The sequence below is a fragment of the Acinetobacter sp. XS-4 genome, assembly GCF_023920705.1.
Taxonomy (GTDB): domain Bacteria; phylum Pseudomonadota; class Gammaproteobacteria; order Pseudomonadales; family Moraxellaceae; genus Acinetobacter.
This window is the reverse complement of the sequence record NZ_CP094657.1, coordinates 2,178,487-2,196,856: the sequence shown is the minus strand read 5'-3', so window position 1 is coordinate 2,196,856 and position 18,370 is coordinate 2,178,487. Positions and strand designations below refer to the sequence as shown.

Here is an 18,370-nt window from a genome sequence, read left to right as displayed (position 1 = left end):
TTTATTATTTAATTTTAAATAATTGGCATCTTATTTGCAAAATATAGGAAAGAAATAAATTATTGGGGTATAAATCATGTTCTTTAAGCAGTTTTTTGAGCAGGAAAGTTCGACTTATACATATATGCTTGGGTGTGAAGAAACACGAGAGGCTGTTTTAATTGACCCAGTCGCATCAGATATGGAGATTTATACAAAAGAATTAGAGCAGCATCAATTTACGCTCATCTATACCTTAGATACACATGTTCATGCAGACCATATTACTGCTGCAAATTTACTTCGGGAACGTTTTCATTGCAAATCAGTTTTACACCGAAACTCTGATGTAAATTGCGGAGATATTTTAATTACAGATGGTTGCACGCTTAAACTGGGCAACCACAGTATTGAAGCACGTTATACCCCAGGCCATACCAATGCTTGTACGAGTTATTTGGTAGGAAAAATGGTTTTCACTGGTGATGCATTATTAATTGATGGCTGCGGTCGAACTGACTTCCAGCAAGGTAATGCAGGCACACTTTATGACAGTATTCATAAGCAACTTTTCAGCCTACCTGACGAAACTATTGTGTATCCGGGACACGATTATAAAGGTCGTTTGTCTTCAACGATTGGTTATGAACGTTTAAAAAATTCACGTTTAGGTCAGAATCGCTCACGAGAAGATTTTATTAAATTGATGAATAATTTAAATCTGCCATATCCAAAACAAATCGATAAAGCACTACCTGCCAATCAGGCCTGTGGTTCAATTTCACAATCATAAGGTGGCGATATGGAACTTAAACGAGTTAATCAAGAATTTTATGTTGCTGACCAGATTACTGCTAATGACGTCGCGAAAATTGCAGATCAGGGAGTAAAAACACTGATATGTAACCGTCCAGATGGGGAAGGTGCAGATCAACCCAATGTAATTGAAATTGAAGAAGCAGCTCAACAATATGGCCTAAAAGTGATTTATCAGCCTGTGACCAGCGGCAAAATTACTGACCAACAAGTTGCCGAGTTTAAGCAGCTTTATCAGAATGCCCAGAAACCTGTTTTAGCGTATTGCCGTTCTGGTATGCGTGCAATCAGTTTATGGGCTTTGGCCGAAGTTGCTCCAAAAGATGCAGCACTGTTAGTTGAGTTGGGTAATAAACTCGGTTTTAACTTAAAAGGCCTAGTTCCACGTATTTTAAAACGAGATCACGAACCAGCCACAATTCCTTGTTATAGCGTTGTGATTGTTGGTGCTGGAGCAGCTGGAATTTCTGTTGCGTCTAGTCTTTTATGCCGTGAACCTAACCTTGATATTGTCATTATTGATCCAGCAGATACGCATTATTATCAACCGGGCTGGACCATGGTCGGTGGTGGTATTTTTAAACCTCAAGTAACCGCGCGCTCAATGACAAGTGTGATTCCTTCAAAAGTAAAATGGATGAAAGCAGCAGTTGCCGGATTCGACCCTGAGCATAATCAAGTAATTTTGGAAGGATGCCAACCCATTCAATATAAAGCATTGGTCGTCTGTCCTGGTTTAAAACTCAATTGGCATGGAGTTGAAGGTCTAGTCGAAACCTTAGGTAAAAATGGTGTGACGTCTAACTATCGTTATGATTTAGCGCCGTATACATGGGAATTGGTGCAACAACTAAACGGTGGAAAGGCAATTTTTACCCAACCACCCATGCCGATTAAATGTGCGGGTGCTCCTCAAAAAGCAATGTATCTTTCAGCCGACTACTGGTTAAAGCAAGGCAAACTCAAAGATATCTCTATCCATTTTTATAACACCGGCGGTGTTTTATTTGGTGTAAAGGAATATGTACCTGCACTAATGCAATACGTCGAAAAATATGGTTCAGAACTGCACTTTAACCATCAACTTGTCAAAGTAGATGGACCTGCAAAAAAAGCATGGTTTAAGGTGGTGAATGATGAAAATGCAGCATTGGTCGAGACTGATTTCGATATGTTGCATGTTGTTCCACCGCAACAGGCTCCAGACTTTATTCGTGCAAGTACTCTCACTGATGAGGCTGGTTGGGTGAGTGTGAATCCTCAAACTTTACAACACACACAGCATGCCAATATTTTTGCTTTAGGTGATGTGATGAATGCGCCTAATGCCAAAACTGCTGCTGCGGCGCGAGCACAAGCCCCAATTGTTGCTGTGAATGTTATAGCGCAGCTCAAGGGTGAGCAGAACTTCTGTGAATACAATGGATATGGCTCATGCCCACTCACGGTAGAACGTGGAAAAATCGTTCTGGCTGAGTTTGGTTACGGCGGCAAATTACTCCCAAGTTTTCCGAAATGGATGATTGATGGGCAAAAACCATCTCGTTTGGCTTGGCTGCTTAAAGAGCAGATTTTACCGCCGATCTACTGGCAAGGCATGCTTAAAGGCCGTGAGTGGATGGTCAAACCTGAGCGAGGATAAACAAAGCAACGCTTTACCCGAGCGCAAGACGAGAGCTGTGCTCGAGTTAAGAGGATAAACAAAGCAACGCTTTACCCGAGCGCAAGACGAGAGCTGTGCTCGAGTTAAGAGGATAAACAAAGCAACGCTTTGTCCGAGCGTAAGACGAGAGCTGTGCTCGAGTTAAGAGGATAAACAAAGCAACGCTTTGTCCTGAGAAGCGGTTGAAGCTTCGCAAGAAGACGAGAACTATTCACTCATTAACCAGCAGTCTACTGCAAATGATGTATATGCAATTTTAGGCTTTTGATATGTTATTACTTGTCGTTGAAGGCATCGTGATTGGTTTTTTACTTGGTCTGACTGGTGCAGGTGGTGGTATTCTTGCTGTACCTGCGCTAATGACTAGTCAAGGCTGGAACGTGGCTCAAGCTGTACCGATTGGGTTATTGGCAGTTGCGCTGTCTACACTCATTGGAACCATTGAAGGCTTATTTAAAAAGATTGTTCGTTATCGTGCTGCTATTTGGATCGCCCTAATTGGTGCCCCTATGGCCCATATCGGCATCCTAATAGCTAACACGATTTCGCCTGTCTGGCTCATGTTAATGTTTAGCTTAGTCATGTTTACAGTGGGTTATCGGCTCATTAGTAATCGAGTATCAGACTTTCATAACCCGCCGTGTCAGGTCAATCCAAGTACGGGGCGCTTTATCTGGAATTTTAAAACAGGAAGCGTTCTTGCGAGTATTGGGATTATTGCTGGGCTTTTAACGGGGATGTTAGGAGTTGGTGGCGGCTTTGTAATTGTGCCTGCGCTTAGAAAAGTCACAAATTTGGATATGCATAGTATTGTTGCAACCTCACTTATGATTATTTTTCTCATTAGTGGAATGAGTATTGTGATGCATATTGCAGAGGGTTTTCACTATCCAGTAGCAATCACTAGTGCGTTCGCGCTCGCAAGCGCATTCGGTATGTTATTAGGACGTAGAGCCATACGTTTTATTCCGTCTGCAATTGTACAAAAAGTCTTTGCTTTAATGGTTTTTGCTGTCGCAATTTATATGGTCATTAAGATTGTTAACCTAACAAATATCTAAGAGATATAGTATTTTAACCATCTATATAAATAGCAATTTTCTAAAGACAGATGTTAAAATTATCTTAGGAAAATTGATTTAAACCATTTAAATTTTTGAGAAAGCGAAATGAAGCGAGTTAACGTGGCAATTTGTGGTTTTGGACGTATTGGGCAACAAATTGCAGAGCTTCTTTCAAATCGATCGGCATATTATCAACAAAAATATCAAATTGATGTCCGTTTAGTGGGTGTCTGTAACTCATCATCAGGTTTAATTGATCAAGAAGGTTTACAAGCTGATAAATGGTTAGATAAAACACAATATCAACTAGGCCTAACAGAGCAAAAGTTTTTAGAGCACGTTCAAGCAGATGTCATTATTGAGACAGGACCAAGTGATTATGTGACAGGTGGAAAAGGCCTATTTTATTTAAATTATGCTTTAACACATAACATGAATGCGATTGCAGTATCTAAAGGTGCTTTAGTTGTAGAGGGTAAAAAATTAATTAACTTGGCGCATCAACACAATAAAAAATTATTTTTTAGCGGTGCAACGGCTGCGGCTTTACCGACAGTTGATTTGTTTGAATATAACTTGGCTGGTTGTCAGATTTCAGAGATAGAAGGTGTTTTTACTGGCACCACAAATTTTATTCTAAATGATATGTTGCAATATGAATGTGCATTTGCAGAATCTCTTGAAAAAGCTAAAGCAAAAGGTATTGCAGAGCCTGACAGTTCTTTCGATGTAGATGGATGGGATACCGCTGCTAAAATTACAATCCTGGCAAATACTGTTTTGGGATCTGATATAAAAATTCAAGATATTCCAAGACAAGGCATTAGTCATGTGACTGCTGATCATATACGTGATTGGAAAAAAGAAGATCTAATTCCTCGTTTGGTCGGTTTTATTCATATTAAAAATCAGCAAATTCAAACAGGTGTTGAATTAAGATTAGTTCCAGTAAATCATCCTTTTGCTCATCTTCAAGGTTCAAATAAATGCATTCGGGTGTTAACTCAGGAAATGGGTGAACTTGTTGTAAGTGGAGGGGCATCTGCACCTTTAGCCACAGCAGCCGCGGCTTTAAAAGATTTTGAGCTGATGCTAAAAACGGATTGCTAGAGGTGAATCTTTACTTATAAAAAGCAGGCTCTTAAGCCTGCTTCTCACAACTTTTTTGACTATTGAATAGCTTCTTTCCAATTTCAAATTTACTAAACATTAAGTAGTTGCCAAGTAAAATTAAAAGAATTCCAAATAATGCATTTAAGGTCCACTCATATCCTTCAAAGAAGGTAGAAACTGTTAGAGCGACTAAAGGGAAGAGTAAAGTACTATATGCTGCTTTTGAAGCACCAATTCGCCCAACAAGAGAAAAATAAGCAGAGAACCCAATAACCGTACCAAATATAGCCAAGTAAAGTACCGAACTTAAAAATGGGAAATTCATCGGAGGCATTAAATCTTGTCCAGTAAATAAAGCTAGACTTAACATCACCAAAGATCCATAGGTCATGGCATAACAGTTTGTTGAAAAGATATTTAGACCACGTTTTTGGTGTCTAACACTAATCATATTCCCTAAAGAAAAACCATAAGTGCCTATTGCACACAATCCAATACCCATTAATAACTGTGCATTAAACTGGCTATTAATGAGGTCATGCCAAAAAAGCAAAACAATACCACCTAGTCCTAAAAGTGCAGCTGGCGCAAAGTTTGGTGAAGGCTTCTGCTTAAAAAAGATAAGCGCATTAATGGCATTAAAGAAAACAGCCATCGAAAAAATAACGGACTCTAAACCACTATTTACATATTTAACTGCAGTATAAAAACAAATAAAGTTTAGGCCGAAAACACAGAGGCCTTGCAGCATACAGAACAAGTGATCTTTAAATGCAATCCGCTGTAGTTTTCCTGAAAAGAGTAAAACAACCCAAAGTAATAAGGCTGAAATAGCAAAACGCCATAAAATTGCGACAATAGGTGTTGCATAATGGCTCTGAATGGAAATTCCAATCCATGTTGTTCCCCAAATCAAAACTACCGCAACATAGAGTAAAATATTCATAAATTCATCCTCGATTACCAAGCTTAAGTATCTACGAATGTTTTATTTTTCACGTATATATTCTTGCTTTGTACATGCAAGATCTTGTGTTTTTTATAGAACTCAACTAGCTCAATTTTGCTGAATATGGTTAACTTAAGCTCAATGATATTCGTTTTAATTTTGCATGACCTATCAAACTTTAGAACAGCTACAGCAATCTAAAGCCAAGCTTCACGAAACTGTGGTGCTTGATGAAAATATGCAACTTGCATTTTGGTCTAATCAGCAAGATCGTGTAAGTGTCTGTAGCGATCACCACACTTTAAGTCTTTATATTCAAGATGGCTATGAAAGCTATCAAAAAACACCGGCGGGCTGGAAAAATGGCGGCGGGCCGGGTCGTTTTTGTTTGTTGCCCGAACATCAAGAGTCGACTTGGGATATAAGAGGCGGGCTTAAATTCGTTCACTTATATTATACCGACCAGCATTTGCGTGATGTCGCCGAAAAAATATGGGACAAAGAGCCTAATCAGATTGAACTAAATGAAGTTGCATTTAGTGATGACGAAAAGATTCGATCGCTATATCAGTTTTTCTTGCTAGATTGTGACTGGCAAGATTCTTCAAATCATTTGCAAATGAGTACCACTGCCAGTTTATTACTGAATCACTTAATTCGAAAATATAGCAATGTTCAATGGCAACAGCCTGCCATTAAGGGAGGGCTGGCGCCCCATAAACTCAAATATATTCAAGACTGGATTGAAGATCATTTAGATCAAGCGCTGACTTTGTCAGACTTGGCCAATGTAGTGAATTTAAGTGAATACCATTTTGCCCATATGTTTAAACAGTCTATGAATATGGCGCCTCACCAATATGTCATGCAAAGACGCTTAACTAAGGCAAAAGGGCTCATTCAGTCATCTCAGCTTTCTTTACAAGATATTGCTCTAGTATGTGGTTTTAGTTCAGCGAGTCATTTAAGTCATCGCTTTAAGCAGTTTTATGGCATGAGTCCTTCACAGTTACGTTAAGCATCTGGTGATGTAATTGGTTTATCTTGAGCTGCATCAAATAAAGCTCTTGCTGCATCAATATCCGCAATATGCTGCTGAGCCCATTGGCCTAAAGCAATTACAGGCTCTGTAAGTGAATGGCCCAGTGGAGTCAATTCATATTCAACATGAGGTGGAATTACGGGATAAACTGTACGCTTAACCAATCCATCTCTTTCTAAACCGCGCAAGCATAAAGTAAGCATACGCTGTGATATTCCATTGATATTTCTCTTTATTTCAGAGAAACGATGAGAGCGTGATGCAAGTGTCATTACAATAAGAATGCTCCATTTTTCGCCAACTCTAGCCAAAACTTGACTGACTCTTTGACAATCTGAGCTTTGGATATCATGAGGTATAGTTACAGTCATATTACTTGGTTCCCTAAATGTGCCTTCTTGTGCATAAGAATAATAGTAGTAACATAATTAGCTCAAGTAACAATTTTATACTGTGGGTATAAACGATGAAACTACTTCAAATTGACACAAGTATTTTAGGCGAACAGTCTGTTAGCCGCCAACTCACCTCATCTGTTATTCGTCAGCTCAGTGCAACGTATCCAGATGCAGAAATTATTCATCACGATTTTGCTTTAGAGCCAATTCCGCATTTGTCTGATGCTGAGTTTTTGGCATGGCAAGGGGTTGAACCTAATAATGAAACTGCACAACAACGTGTTGCACAAAACACCCAATATTTGGATGAGTTTTTATCATCAGATATCGTTGTGATTGGCGCGCCTATGTACAACTTTAGCTTCCCATCACAGTTAAAAGCATGGCTTGATCGACTATCTATTGCTGGAAAAACATTCCGTTATACGGAAAATGGCCCACAAGGTTTAGTAGAGGGAAAACGTGTCATTATTGCTTCTTCACGTGGCGGGGTGTATTCAGAAGGTTCAGCAGCCGAAGTTTTAGACTATCAAGAAACTTATATCAAAGCGTTTTTCAATTTTATTGGTGTGACTGATATTACTTTTGTACGTGCGGAAGGTATTGCTTTCGGCCCAGAAGCACGTCAAGCTGCGTTGGATAATGCAGCAGCGCAAATTGCACAATTTGCGGGTTAAAAATATAAACAGCCGAACAGTCATATTACTGTTCGGCTGTATTTATGAATAATTAAAACAAATTAAATCAACAAATAACTAAAAGAAAGTGACAGCTAGTCCAATCAGTGCCGATGCAAAAATGACATACAGCACGTTAATGTTAAAGCGGAATAAGGCAATGAATGCTGCAATAGTAATTAAGGCCGCAACAATATCAAAGTGACCAGAAAAACCGTGTGGCCATAGCACGTGATAACTAAAAAATAATGCTAAATTTAAAATGACACCGACTACAGCCGCGGTAATTGCAGTGAGTGGCGCCGTAAATTTTATTTCATTATGTGTAGATTCAATAATGGGAGCACCAGCAAAAATAAATAAAAATGAGAAAAGGAAAGTAAACCAAGTCACAATAACTGCACCAAGTGCTCCAGCAAAAAATAGATGCTCGGGCCCAAGTAATGAATGATTGACACCTCCTAAAAAACCAACAAAGGCAACAACCATAATGAGTGGACCGGGTGTAGTTTCCCCAAGCGCTAACCCATCGATCATTTGTGTAGGGGAAAGCCATCCAAAATGATTTACAGCCCCTTGATAGACATAAGGTAAAACCGCGTAAGCCCCACCAAAAGTGAGTAACGCAGCTTTAGTAAAAAACCACGCCATTTGAGTATAAGAATGATGCCACCCAAAATACCAACTTAAAGCAAAAATTGGCAATAGCCATAACCCAACAGCAATTAAAATGAGTTTTAATAAGCCTAACCAATGAAATCTAGCATGCTCTGGTGTCGGGGTATTATCATCAATAAATGCTGGGCCATAATCCTTTTGGCTGGCTTTATGTTCAGCGACTGAGGAAAATAGTTCTGGGTACTTTTTACTTGCTAAATAACCAGCAATACCAGCGAATAAAACAATAATTGGAAAAGGAAGTTTTAATACAAAGATTGCAAAAAAAGCTGCAATTGCAACTCCCCATAAAAATTTATTTTTAAGCGAACGGCTACCTATACGGTAAGTTGCATGAAAGACAATTGCAGTAACGGCAGGCTTGATCCCATAGAAAATGCCTGCGATAACAGGAACATCTCCAAATTTTATATAAACCCAAGACAGCCCAATTAAAATAAATAAGGAGGGTAATACAAATAGAATACCTGCAACCAATCCTCCAGCAGTTCTATGCATAAGCCAACCAATGTAGGTTGCTAATTGCTGTGCTTCAGGACCGGGTAACAACATGCAGTAGTTCAGGGCATGCAAAAATCTTTTTTCAGATATCCAGCGCTTTTGTTCAACGAGTTCTTGATGCATGACAGCGATTTGTCCAGCCGGCCCTCCAAAACTAATAAAGCCAAGCTTCAGCCAAAATAAAAAGGCTTGCCAAAAGGTGACTTGTTCCCCTGAATCATCAGGGGTATTTTGTTGTTTTTGTTGCATATTATCCCCTAAAAAATAATAGTAATTGTTACGTTTATGGCATAACGGAGTATGTTTTGTAGCATACCAAACACAAATGTATTTTTTATGATAATAATTCAACTTTTATAGATAATCATTCATTAATTTATTGATATTCATTGAAATTATTTTTTTGACTAAAGTTATCGCTTTAAATTATTTCCAAAGCTGAAACATTTTAAACATTATTTGCTCAAGTTGTTATAACAGGTTGTGAGCCGTGAGCCAGCTACCCCAAGATCCCAAAAATCATAAGCCTCTTTATGATCAGTTAAGGGAACTCATCCTTAACAAAATTGTAAATGGTGAATATGCCGTGTTGAGTCAAATTCCATCTGAAAATGAATTTGCTGAACAGTTTGGTGTAAGCCGAATCACAGTTCGCCAAGCACTCAACCAATTACAGTTGGAAGGCTATATTTTTAAGGTGCCAGGTAAAGGGACCTTTGTAAGTAAGCCAAAAACATTCCAGAACATTTCAAGTTTGCAGGGTTTTGCAGAAGCAATGTCATCTGCTGGTCACGAAATTTTAAACCGTGTCATCTCGGCCGAGCTTAAGCAAATCCCAATGCACGTAGTACCCAAATTAAAGTTACCTGTTAAAGCCAATGTATATGAAATTCAACGTGTTCGTTTACTCAACCGTCAGCCAGTGTCTTATGAGTTGACTTATTTGCCAGAACATATTGGTTTGAAACTTAAAGAAAAAGCGATTGATTTACGTACAACCGATATTTTCAAGGCATTAGAACAAGAGTGCGACATCCCTTTAGGACATGCGGATTTAAGCATTGATGCCACGGTGGCGGATGAAGAATTAGAAGCTTTATTACAAGTCGAAATCGGAACTCCGGTATTACGGGTTGAGCGTTTGACTCATGACGCAAATGGCCAACCGATTGACTATGAATATCTCTATTTCTCGGGCGATACCTTCCAGTACCGTTTACGTATTCATCGTTAATAACTCAGATAAAAATAAGGATTTTACAATGGAAACTAAATATCTTGAGTTCGATATTGTGGTTATTGGTGGTGGAACTGCTGGACCAATGGCTGCGATTAAAGCAAAACAAGAAAACCCCAATTTAAAAGTTTTGCTCATTGAAAAAGCGAATGTAAAACGTAGTGGGGCGATTTCAATGGGAATGGATGGGCTGAATAATGCTGTCATTCCGGGCTACGCAACACCTGAGCAATACACCAAAGAAATTACCATAGCCAATGATGGGGTAGTTAACCAAACCACTGTATATGCATATGCAAAGCATAGTTTCAAAACCATTCAACAGCTCGATCAATGGGGCATTAAGTTTGAAAAAGATGAGACTGGCGAATTCGCAGTAAAAAAAGTACATCACATGGGGGCATATGTTTTACCGATGCCCGAAGGCCATGACGTTAAAAAAGTTTTATATCGTCAATTAAAGCGTGCTCAAGTCAAAATTAATAATCGCATTGTTACCACAAAGCTTTTAAAAAATGAGCAAGGTGCAATCAATGGTGTACTTGGTTTTGACTGTCGTAGTGGTGACTTTTATGTCATTAAAACGAAAGCTGCCATTTTATGTTGTGGCGCCGCAGGGCGTTTAGGTTTACCAGCTTCTGGCTATTTGATGGGTACTTATGAAAACCCAACCAATGCAGGTGATGGCTATGCAATGGCATACCATGCAGGTGCTGAACTTGCCAACTTAGAATGCTTCCAGATTAATCCATTGATTAAAGACTATAACGGCCCAGCTTGTGCCTATGTGACAGGTCCTTTAGGAGGTTATACGGCCAATAGTAAAGGTGAACGTTTCATTGAATGTGACTATTGGAGTGGTCAAATGATGTGGGAGTTTTACCAAGAACTGGAAAGTGGTAATGGTCCTGTTTATTTAAAAGTAGATCATCTGGCCGAAGAAACGATTCAAACTATTGAAGAGATTCTACATACCAATGAGCGCCCAAGCCGTGGTCGTTTCCATGAGGGCCGAGGAACCAATTACCGTCAAGATATGGTGGAAATGCATATTTCAGAAATTGGTTTCTGTAGCGGACACAGTGCTTCTGGCGTATGGGTCAATGAAAAAGCCGAGACTTCGGTTAAGGGATTATATAGCGCTGGCGATATGGCAGCTGTACCTCATAACTATATGCTTGGTGCATTTACCTATGGTTGGTTTGCGGGTGTAAATGCCGCGCAATATGTGAATGTAATTGAAGATAGCGAATTAAACCAAAGCGAAATAGAAGCAGAAAAAGCTCGAATATTTGCGCCACTGGATTGTTCTGAAGGTTTACCAGCCGAACAAGTGGAATATAAGCTGCGCCGTTTTGTAAATGACTATTTGCAACCACCTAAAACACACCAAAAAATGGAAATTGGGCTCAAGCGTTTTGAAGAAATCAAACAGGATATTAAGCGAATCTCTGCAAGAAACCCGCATGAACTGATGCGTGCTGCTGAAGTTTCTTTTATTCGAGACTGTGCGGAAATGGCAGCCAGAGCCTCATTGTTTAGGGAAGAAAGCCGTTGGGGACTGTACCACTATAGAGCAGATTTCCCTCAAAAAAATAACTTGGATTGGTTCTGTCACGCGCATTTAAAAAAAGATGAACAGGGCAACATGGTCAGTTTCAAAAAAACAATCGAGCCTTATGTCGTTTCGATTAACCAAGATGAAGCTGTGTCATATGACCGTTTACGCATTCAAAAAGATGTTGCGCTTACAGACTAAATAAATCAGGAATTCAAATCATGGCTTTTATTTTTAAAGAAGTTCAACACCGTACTGTCGCACCCGTCATTATCGATGAAGATAAATGTATTGCTGATAAAGGGTGCACAGTCTGTGTCGATGTTTGTCCAATGGACTTATTAGCAATCGATCCAATAACTCAAAAAGCTTTCATGCAGTTTGATGAATGTTGGTACTGCATGCCTTGTGAAAAAGACTGCCCAACGGATGCAGTCAAAGTAAATATCCCATATCTACTCAAATAATTAATTTGGAATACTCAACATGAGACAAAATAAATTGACCAATAAAAAACGATTACTCAGTAGCTTAATTGGTGCCATTGTACTTGGCACTTTGGGGTGCGGCAGTAAAACAGAAACTGTTCGTGTAGCCATTGGCACGCAAGACACCACCATTAACTGTGCAACAGGTGGGTTGCTCATTCGTGAATTGAATTTATTACCAAAATATTTACCCAAAGATGGTGAATACAAGAATGTTAAATATGATATTCAATGGAAAAACTTTACCTCTGGTGCACCACTTACTAGTGAGATGGTGGCAGGGCGTCTAGATTTGGGAGCAATGGCTGACTTTCCTGCTGTTAATAATTTAGCGGCATTTAAAAAAGCTGGAAAAGAAAGCATATTTTTAACACCTTTGTCAGGCAGTATTAATGGTAGCGGCAATGCGATTGTTGTTCCAATTGATTCAAAAGTAACTTCACTTAAAGAGCTAAAGGGGCAGACTATTTCTGTACCTTTTGCCTCAACTGCTCACGGACTATTATTGCGAGCAATTCAAGCTGAAGGTTGGCAACTTGATAAAGATATTAAAGTGATTGCTCAGGCGCCAGAAGTGGCGGGGCCTGCATTAAAAAGTCATAAGATTGCTGCGCATGCTGATTTCGTACCATTTGGAGAGTTATTTGCTTACCAAGGCTTTGCTAAAAAAATCTATGATGGTTCACAAGCAAAATCACCTACATTTCATGGTTCGCTTGCCAGCAAAGATTATGCACAGCAGCATCCAGAAGTTATAAAGGCTTATTTACAAGCAACCATTGAAGCAAATCGTTTGATTCGCGAACAACCTGAAAAATATAGTGAATTTATTGCTGAAAAAACCGGTATTCCTGCCGAAGTTGTCTATCTCTTCCATGGTCCATTAGGTTTGCAAACTCGTGACTTAACTTGGAAACCTGAATATCGAAAAGCGACTCAAATTGCGATAGACACCTTAAAAGTTTTAGGCAAAAACGACGGTACGCTTGATGTAAATAAATTTATTGATGACCAATATATTAAGGATGCATTTCAGGCATCTGGACTTAATTACAGCCAGCAACTGGCTGACTATGCAAAATCACCTTTGGTTGCCAATGACGCTTTAACGGGCCAACCCATCAAAACATTTGATCGGGTGACTCAAATTTGGGTAAAGGGTGAAGAAAAAGTGCGTAGCTATGAAACACCTGAGCATGCATTTTCTGATTTAAAGAAAGTTCAAGCAGTTGGAAAAACGGTGCGTGTGGTTTATAGCCAAGATCATCAGTCCGACATTAAGTTACTTGCCAATCTGGCATGGTATGCCACAGATAAAGCAGGACAAATTCAGGCCTTTTTATTAAAAGATGATGCTGAAAAATGGGCTAAACAACAAGGCGGAAAAGTATATGACTTTAAAGCTATTCAGCTTGTAACACAGAGCTGATGTGTTGTCTTAACTAATGAGCAGGTGGTGACGAATGAGTAGTTTAGTCCAAACAAAATCTAAAAACCAAAGTACATTTTTGATTAAATTTTTCCAACAATTGAGGTTATATCCGGCGCATTTAAAAAGCTATGCCATTGCTTTTACATCTATAGCTTTCTGGATAGTCATTTGGCAAGGGCTTGCTCAGTTTAAAATAAATTTAGGTATTGTGAACTTTAGCAATGTCCCGACACCTTTAGATGTCATTCATGCGCTGTGGGCTTTCTTTCAACTCAGCACTGCATTTGAACATGTTGAATCTAGTGTCTTTCGCGTAGTGGTTGGTTTTGTGCTAGCGGCTTTAATTGGTGTAGGTATTGGTTTGTTAGCAGGACATTATCAAAAACTTGCTGCATTTCTAATGCCGCCATTAGAAGTACTACGTCCAATTCCAGCAGTTGCATGGATTCCTTTAGCGATTCTGATTTTTCCATCATCGGAAGCTTCCATGATTTTTATTACCTTTATTGGGGCCTTATTTCCAATTTTATTAAACACCGTACATGGTGTTGGTGCAGTTGACCCAAGGCTCGTTGCGTCAGCGAAAAGTCTAGGTGCTTCTGATCTAGCTATCATTTATGAAGTCATTATTCCGGGGGCATTACCTAACATTATTACGGGTTTATCCATTGGAATGGGCACTTGTTGGTTCTGTTTAGTGACTGCCGAAATGATTTCAGGCCAACATGGAATTGGATACTTCACATGGGAGTCTTTCACCTTGCAAAACTATAGCAATATCGTGGTTGGCATGGTGCTGATAGGAGCGTTAGGTATGTTTAGCAGCACCTTGGTGCGTGTGATTGGAAACCAATTTACCCCATGGTACCAACTGAGGAAATCATAAAATGTCAATTACACAAGGCCATGTGCGTATTCAAAATCTATCGCTACATTTAGGGCAAGCTAAAAATCGTTTTCAGGCATTAGATCGGGTTAATTTCGAAATACAACCGGGCGAGTTTATATGTCTACTTGGCCCATCTGGTTGCGGTAAATCCACATTATTAGGTGCTTTGGCAGGACATTTACCGATTAGTTCTGGGACCTTAACGGTCGATAATGAATCTATCCTTGAACCACACCCAGACAGAGGTTTGGTGTTCCAGCAACATACCTTATTTCCATGGAAAAGCGTGCTTGAAAATATTGCCTTTGGTTTAAAAATGAAAGGCATCGCCAAACAAAAGCGTATTGAACAAGCTAAGAAAATGATTGATCTGGTCGGGCTTAAAGGTTTTGAACATAAATTTCCAGCTGAACTTTCTGGTGGCATGCAGCAACGAGTTGAAATTGCGAGAGTACTGATTAATCAACCCCGTATTTTATTAATGGATGAGCCTTTTGGTGCTTTAGATGCTCAAACTCGTTTAAAAATGCAAATGCTATTACTCGAAATTTGGCAAGAAATCCAAACGTCGGTTTTATTTATTACCCACGATATTGATGAGGCACTTTTTTTAGCTGACCGAGTCTTGATTATGAGTCATAGACCAGGGCGAATTATTGAAGAAATTCCGCTTAAGTTTGAACGTCCAAGAGACGTTGAGCTTGTAACAAGTAGTGAATTTACAGCTATTAAAAAACATTGCATCCAGACTTTAAAAGAAGCCACTCAACAAGAAGAGTTAAGCCGCTTAAATCCTCTAGGGCTTGGAAAGAAATCACAAATTAAGGAATACGAATGAGTTTTTATTATCAAGCTTTAGATGACCTCGATGAATATAATCAGGAATTTCTTGCACAGCTTAATCACACAGATGAAAAGATTCGCTTTGTCGCTTTAATGAATATTGGCGATGAAGAAAATCCAGATTTACTCCCGTGGTTACATGCTGCATTGCAACATGACTCTTCAGCTTTAGTTCGTGAAGAGGCGGCAAAAAAGTTAGAAAGTTGGGAGGATCCAACCAGTTTACAAGTATTGGCTCAAGCTTTATTTGATACAGATGTGAATGTGAAACAAGCTGCCAGTCAAAGTTTAAGTGAAGTAAAAAATGCGGCATCAGCTCAAATACTGGCCCCTTATTTAAAGCATACGGATACTTTTGCTCTTGGTGCAATTTTACGTGCTTTAAAACCTTTACGACCACAGCAATTATTCACAGAGATATCTGCTTTGGTACATCATGAAGATGCTCTTGTGCGCCGTGAGGCAGTCAGCGCATTAAGTTGGTTACAACAAGACCAAGCGATTAGGATATTGGCGAAAACTGCTGAAACAGATGTAGATGATGAGGTTCGCCGCATTGCAACAGGTGGTTTGGCCTATAGTCAGAGCATATCAGCTGGGGTTATCCAAGCACTTCAACATTCTTTGACTTCGGAAAGTTGGCAACTAAGAGTCGAAGCTGCACTTACGATTGGAAAATTACATATCGTTCAGCTCGAAGCTCCCTTAATTCATGCTTTATCTGACTTATATTGGCAAGTACGTATTGCCGCAGTTCGAAGCTTAGGGTTACTCAAGTCGCGTCTGGCAGTTGCTCATTTGTCTGATAACTTTAATCATGAAATTAGCAATTTACGTAAAGAGGTTGCTTTAGCACTCGGTGAAATTGGCACATCAGAAGCTCAGAATCTATTAGAACAACATCAAAATGACTCCGACCCAGAAGTACGAAAAGCGATTCGTATTGGATTAAATCAAATTGGTGAGGTGAAGTATGCAAGTCAGACCTGATATTCGTGTCGATACTACAAATAAGCAGGTGCACTTTATCTGGACCGATGGTTTAAGCGTATCTCTGGGTTATCAAAATTTAAGAGAAATTTGCCCATGTGGCTTTTGCCGAGCGAAGCGAATTAAGCAAATTAAAATTGAAGATCAAAATGTTGAAGTGACAGCTATGTTCGACCAAGGATATGGGGCCCAAATTTGTTTTAGTGATGGGCATGATAAAGGGATTTTTCCGTGGGCTTTTTTAAAAGAATTTGCTAAGTGCTAATAGATGCCTTCTGCTTGGGACAGAAGGCATCTCATTTAATTAATGATCATGTTCTAAATAGTCTGGTTTTTTCGGAAGCGCAAGGCTACACAAGAAACAGATAATCAGCATGACAATGACATAAATAAAGAAGGTATTTTCAATTCCAGCAGCTTTGAATTGCAAAGCAACCGAAGGTGCAGAACCGCCAAAAATAGCATTACCCACCGCATATGAAAATCCTACCCCGAGTGCACGTACGTGAGGTGGGAACATTTCAGCTTTTACTAAGCCACTAATAGATGTATAGAAACTCAAAATCATCATCATAAAAATCAGTAGCAAGGCAATGATGATCGGTGAATCTATATAATTAGGCATTCCAATTGCCATCACTGGATAGATAAAAATCGCAGATAATAAGCTAAATGCCAGCATTGAAGAACGTCGCCCAATACGATCAGAAATCGAACCAAATACAGGTTGAGCACACATATAGACAAATAGTGCGAAGGTCATAATATAACCAACGGTTTTTCCATCCATCCCTAAATTAGTTAAATAGGTTTTTGAATAAACAGTTTCAACATAAAAAGTTAATGAACCCGCAGAAGTATAACCAACCACCAATAAAAAGGTTTTCCAATGCTTTTTAAAGAGTTCTCTTAAGCTACCAGACTCTTTGCGCTCACTGTCTTGATGAGAAAGCGTTTCCTCTAAGCGGCTCCGTGCGAGTAAAGATACAATTGCAGCAATACCACCAATAATAAATGGAATACGCCAACCGCCATTAAGTAATTGTTCCTCACTCAAAAACGTTAATAAAATTACACCGAGTAAGCTGGCGAGTAACTGGCCACCAGAAAGGGTGACGTATTGGAAAGAGGAGTAAAAACCACGTTGACCCTTTAAGCCTAATTCACTCATGTATGTTGCTACTGCACCATATTCACCACCCACCGATAGACCTTGAAGTAAGCGCACTACCAGTAAAAGAAAAGGGGCAAATAAGCCAACTTGGTCATAAGTTGGTAAGGCTGCAAATAAAAATGAACTCAAAGCCATTAAGCAAATAGAGACAATCATTGATTTTTTTCGACCATGTCGGTCTGCAATGCGCCCAAATATCCAGCTACCAATAGGACGCATAAAAAAGCTTGCTGCAAATACACCCCAAACATAAATTGATTTGGTTGTGCTATCCATGTCTGGTGCAGTCAGAGCTTGAGTAAAATAAGCAGCAAATACTGCATAGATATAAAAGTCGAACCATTCGACCAAATTACCTGAAGCTGCGCCTACAATCCCTCGTATTCTGCTGCTCTTTTCTTCCTTAGTATATGTCATAGATATTCCATCAGTTAGAAGAAAAAAAATAGAAATTTTCAGATGTACTGACCAGAAAATAGAATGAATCTTTAGATATCACTCAATCCTGAGTACTTTCTTAGAATTCCTCTCCATTTATTTTTTATAATTTTAAATTTCCATTCTAGTGATTCTATGATCTTTTGTTCGATTTAAAGATATTTTTACCGATAATCGAACAATTCCTTAATTTAGTGAGTTGATCAAGACACCATAAACTTTATTTAAAATCAAAGATCTAATTTATTAACCATCTTCTTTATTGTATTCCTCTTTGGTCTAGGCCTATTTCTGAGCTTAGTTTTATTTTGACTATTTGGTAATACTTAAAAAGTTATAGCCGCAATTTCAAAGAAAATAAATGAAATTCATATAATGATGACGCTTTATTACACAAAATTTACTTGATCTAAATCTTATATAATTTGTTGTCTCTCGATA

18 protein-coding genes are annotated in these 18,370 nt (G+C 39.0%); 14 read left to right on the top strand and 4 right to left on the bottom strand.

Going from position 1 to position 18,370, the window contains the following annotated elements:
* Nucleotides 1-76: 76 nt before the first annotated feature.
* From MMY79_RS10215 to MMY79_RS10195, 4 genes are all read left to right on the top strand, one after another.
* The gene (locus MMY79_RS10215; protein ID WP_252608184.1) at nt 77-772 is read left to right on the top strand and encodes an MBL fold metallo-hydrolase; all 696 of its coding nucleotides are present in this window, start codon (nt 77-79) and stop codon (nt 770-772) included.
* Between the two features lie 9 nt (nt 773-781).
* On the top strand, nt 782-2,437 hold the full coding sequence (locus MMY79_RS10205) for a TIGR01244 family sulfur transferase (RefSeq protein ID WP_354669031.1): 1,656 nt from the start codon (nt 782-784) through the stop codon (nt 2,435-2,437).
* Nucleotides 2,438-2,727: 290 nt separating this feature from the next.
* Entirely contained in the window at nt 2,728-3,519 is a 792-nt protein-coding gene (locus MMY79_RS10200) for a sulfite exporter TauE/SafE family protein (RefSeq protein ID WP_252608182.1), read from the top strand.
* 108 nt (nt 3,520-3,627) lie between these two features.
* Nucleotides 3,628-4,632 carry a homoserine dehydrogenase gene (locus tag MMY79_RS10195; protein ID WP_252608180.1) on the top strand — a complete coding sequence of 335 codons (1,005 nt, stop codon included), beginning with the start codon at nt 3,628-3,630 and terminating at the stop codon, nt 4,630-4,632.
* A gap of 31 nt (nt 4,633-4,663) precedes the next feature.
* On the opposite strand, the gene MMY79_RS10190 is transcribed toward MMY79_RS10195, so the two are convergent.
* Entirely contained in the window at nt 4,664-5,581 is a 918-nt protein-coding gene (locus MMY79_RS10190) for a DMT family transporter (RefSeq protein WP_252608179.1), read from the bottom strand.
* Between the two features lie 166 nt (nt 5,582-5,747).
* Here MMY79_RS10190 and MMY79_RS10185 point away from each other — a divergent pair, with 166 nt between their 5' ends.
* On the top strand, nt 5,748-6,602 hold the full coding sequence (locus MMY79_RS10185; RefSeq protein WP_252608176.1) for a helix-turn-helix domain-containing protein: 855 nt from the start codon (nt 5,748-5,750) through the stop codon (nt 6,600-6,602).
* Here MMY79_RS10185 and MMY79_RS10180 read toward each other — a convergent pair.
* Nucleotides 6,599-6,997 (bottom strand): helix-turn-helix domain-containing protein, encoded by a 399-nt coding sequence (locus tag MMY79_RS10180; RefSeq protein WP_252608174.1) that lies wholly within the window; start codon nt 6,995-6,997, stop codon nt 6,599-6,601. The genes MMY79_RS10185 and MMY79_RS10180 overlap by 4 nt on opposite strands.
* Nucleotides 6,998-7,092: 95 nt before the next feature.
* On the opposite strand from MMY79_RS10180, the gene MMY79_RS10175 reads away from it, so the two are divergent.
* Nucleotides 7,093-7,701: an FMN-dependent NADH-azoreductase gene (locus MMY79_RS10175; RefSeq protein WP_252608172.1), complete on the top strand. Its 609-nt coding sequence runs from the start codon at nt 7,093-7,095 to the stop codon at nt 7,699-7,701.
* A 78-nt stretch (nt 7,702-7,779) separates the two neighbouring features.
* On the opposite strand, the gene chrA is transcribed toward MMY79_RS10175, so the two are convergent.
* Entirely contained in the window at nt 7,780-9,129 is a 1,350-nt protein-coding gene (gene chrA / locus MMY79_RS10170; RefSeq protein WP_252608170.1) for a chromate efflux transporter, read from the bottom strand.
* 241 nt (nt 9,130-9,370) lie between these two features.
* Between chrA and MMY79_RS10165 the strand changes: the two genes are divergently transcribed.
* From MMY79_RS10165 to MMY79_RS10130, 8 genes are read left to right on the top strand one after another with little or no spacing between them, the layout of a single operon-like run.
* A complete protein-coding gene (locus MMY79_RS10165; protein WP_252608168.1) occupies nt 9,371-10,114 on the top strand; it encodes a GntR family transcriptional regulator in 744 nt (247 codons plus the stop codon).
* A gap of 28 nt (nt 10,115-10,142) precedes the next feature.
* A complete protein-coding gene (locus MMY79_RS10160) occupies nt 10,143-11,876 on the top strand; it encodes a fumarate reductase/succinate dehydrogenase flavoprotein subunit (protein ID WP_252608166.1) in 1,734 nt (577 codons plus the stop codon).
* Between the two features lie 20 nt (nt 11,877-11,896).
* Nucleotides 11,897-12,142 carry a ferredoxin family protein gene (locus tag MMY79_RS10155; protein ID WP_002049790.1) on the top strand — a complete coding sequence of 82 codons (246 nt, stop codon included), beginning with the start codon at nt 11,897-11,899 and terminating at the stop codon, nt 12,140-12,142.
* Nucleotides 12,143-12,161: 19 nt separating this feature from the next.
* Nucleotides 12,162-13,592: an ABC transporter substrate-binding protein gene (locus MMY79_RS10150; protein ID WP_252608165.1), complete on the top strand. Its 1,431-nt coding sequence runs from the start codon at nt 12,162-12,164 to the stop codon at nt 13,590-13,592.
* A 34-nt stretch (nt 13,593-13,626) separates the two neighbouring features.
* The gene (locus tag MMY79_RS10145) at nt 13,627-14,481 is read left to right on the top strand and encodes an ABC transporter permease (protein WP_252608155.1); all 855 of its coding nucleotides are present in this window, start codon (nt 13,627-13,629) and stop codon (nt 14,479-14,481) included.
* Nucleotide 14,482: 1 nt separating this feature from the next.
* Entirely contained in the window at nt 14,483-15,322 is an 840-nt protein-coding gene (locus MMY79_RS10140) for an ABC transporter ATP-binding protein (RefSeq protein WP_005305043.1), read from the top strand.
* Nucleotides 15,319-16,317 (top strand): HEAT repeat domain-containing protein, encoded by a 999-nt coding sequence (locus MMY79_RS10135; protein ID WP_252608153.1) that lies wholly within the window; start codon nt 15,319-15,321, stop codon nt 16,315-16,317. The genes MMY79_RS10140 and MMY79_RS10135 overlap by 4 nt, the downstream gene beginning before the upstream one ends.
* Entirely contained in the window at nt 16,301-16,582 is a 282-nt protein-coding gene (locus MMY79_RS10130) for a gamma-butyrobetaine hydroxylase-like domain-containing protein (RefSeq protein ID WP_252608151.1), read from the top strand. Before MMY79_RS10135 ends, MMY79_RS10130 begins: the two co-directional genes overlap by 17 nt.
* Nucleotides 16,583-16,621: 39 nt before the next feature.
* Here MMY79_RS10130 and MMY79_RS10125 read toward each other — a convergent pair whose 3' ends face one another.
* Nucleotides 16,622-17,908: an MFS transporter gene (locus MMY79_RS10125; RefSeq protein WP_252608149.1), complete on the bottom strand. Its 1,287-nt coding sequence runs from the start codon at nt 17,906-17,908 to the stop codon at nt 16,622-16,624.
* Nucleotides 17,909-18,370: the final 462 nt, after the last annotated feature.

Bases quoted from the DNA above. Each gene is read 5' to 3' on its own strand.
- MMY79_RS10215 (WP_252608184.1), top strand. From the start codon at position 77: ATGTTCTTTAAGCAGTTTTTTGAGCAGGAAAGTTCGACTTATACATAT.
- MMY79_RS10205 (WP_354669031.1), top strand. From the start codon at position 782: ATGGAACTTAAACGAGTTAATCAAGAATTTTATGTTGCTGACCAGATT.
- MMY79_RS10200 (WP_252608182.1), top strand. From the start codon at position 2,728: ATGTTATTACTTGTCGTTGAAGGCATCGTGATTGGTTTTTTACTTGGT.
- MMY79_RS10195 (WP_252608180.1), top strand. From the start codon at position 3,628: ATGAAGCGAGTTAACGTGGCAATTTGTGGTTTTGGACGTATTGGGCAA.
- MMY79_RS10190 (WP_252608179.1), bottom strand. From the start codon at position 5,581: ATGAATATTTTACTCTATGTTGCGGTAGTTTTGATTTGGGGAACAACA.
- MMY79_RS10185 (WP_252608176.1), top strand. From the start codon at position 5,748: ATGACCTATCAAACTTTAGAACAGCTACAGCAATCTAAAGCCAAGCTT.
- MMY79_RS10180 (WP_252608174.1), bottom strand. From the start codon at position 6,997: ATGACTGTAACTATACCTCATGATATCCAAAGCTCAGATTGTCAAAGA.
- MMY79_RS10175 (WP_252608172.1), top strand. From the start codon at position 7,093: ATGAAACTACTTCAAATTGACACAAGTATTTTAGGCGAACAGTCTGTT.
- chrA (WP_252608170.1), bottom strand. From the start codon at position 9,129: ATGCAACAAAAACAACAAAATACCCCTGATGATTCAGGGGAACAAGTC.
- MMY79_RS10160 (WP_252608166.1), top strand. From the start codon at position 10,143: ATGGAAACTAAATATCTTGAGTTCGATATTGTGGTTATTGGTGGTGGA.
- MMY79_RS10155 (WP_002049790.1), top strand. From the start codon at position 11,897: ATGGCTTTTATTTTTAAAGAAGTTCAACACCGTACTGTCGCACCCGTC.
- MMY79_RS10150 (WP_252608165.1), top strand. From the start codon at position 12,162: ATGAGACAAAATAAATTGACCAATAAAAAACGATTACTCAGTAGCTTA.
- MMY79_RS10145 (WP_252608155.1), top strand. From the start codon at position 13,627: ATGAGTAGTTTAGTCCAAACAAAATCTAAAAACCAAAGTACATTTTTG.
- MMY79_RS10140 (WP_005305043.1), top strand. From the start codon at position 14,483: ATGTCAATTACACAAGGCCATGTGCGTATTCAAAATCTATCGCTACAT.
- MMY79_RS10135 (WP_252608153.1), top strand. From the start codon at position 15,319: ATGAGTTTTTATTATCAAGCTTTAGATGACCTCGATGAATATAATCAG.
- MMY79_RS10130 (WP_252608151.1), top strand. From the start codon at position 16,301: ATGCAAGTCAGACCTGATATTCGTGTCGATACTACAAATAAGCAGGTG.
- MMY79_RS10125 (WP_252608149.1), bottom strand. From the start codon at position 17,908: ATGACATATACTAAGGAAGAAAAGAGCAGCAGAATACGAGGGATTGTA.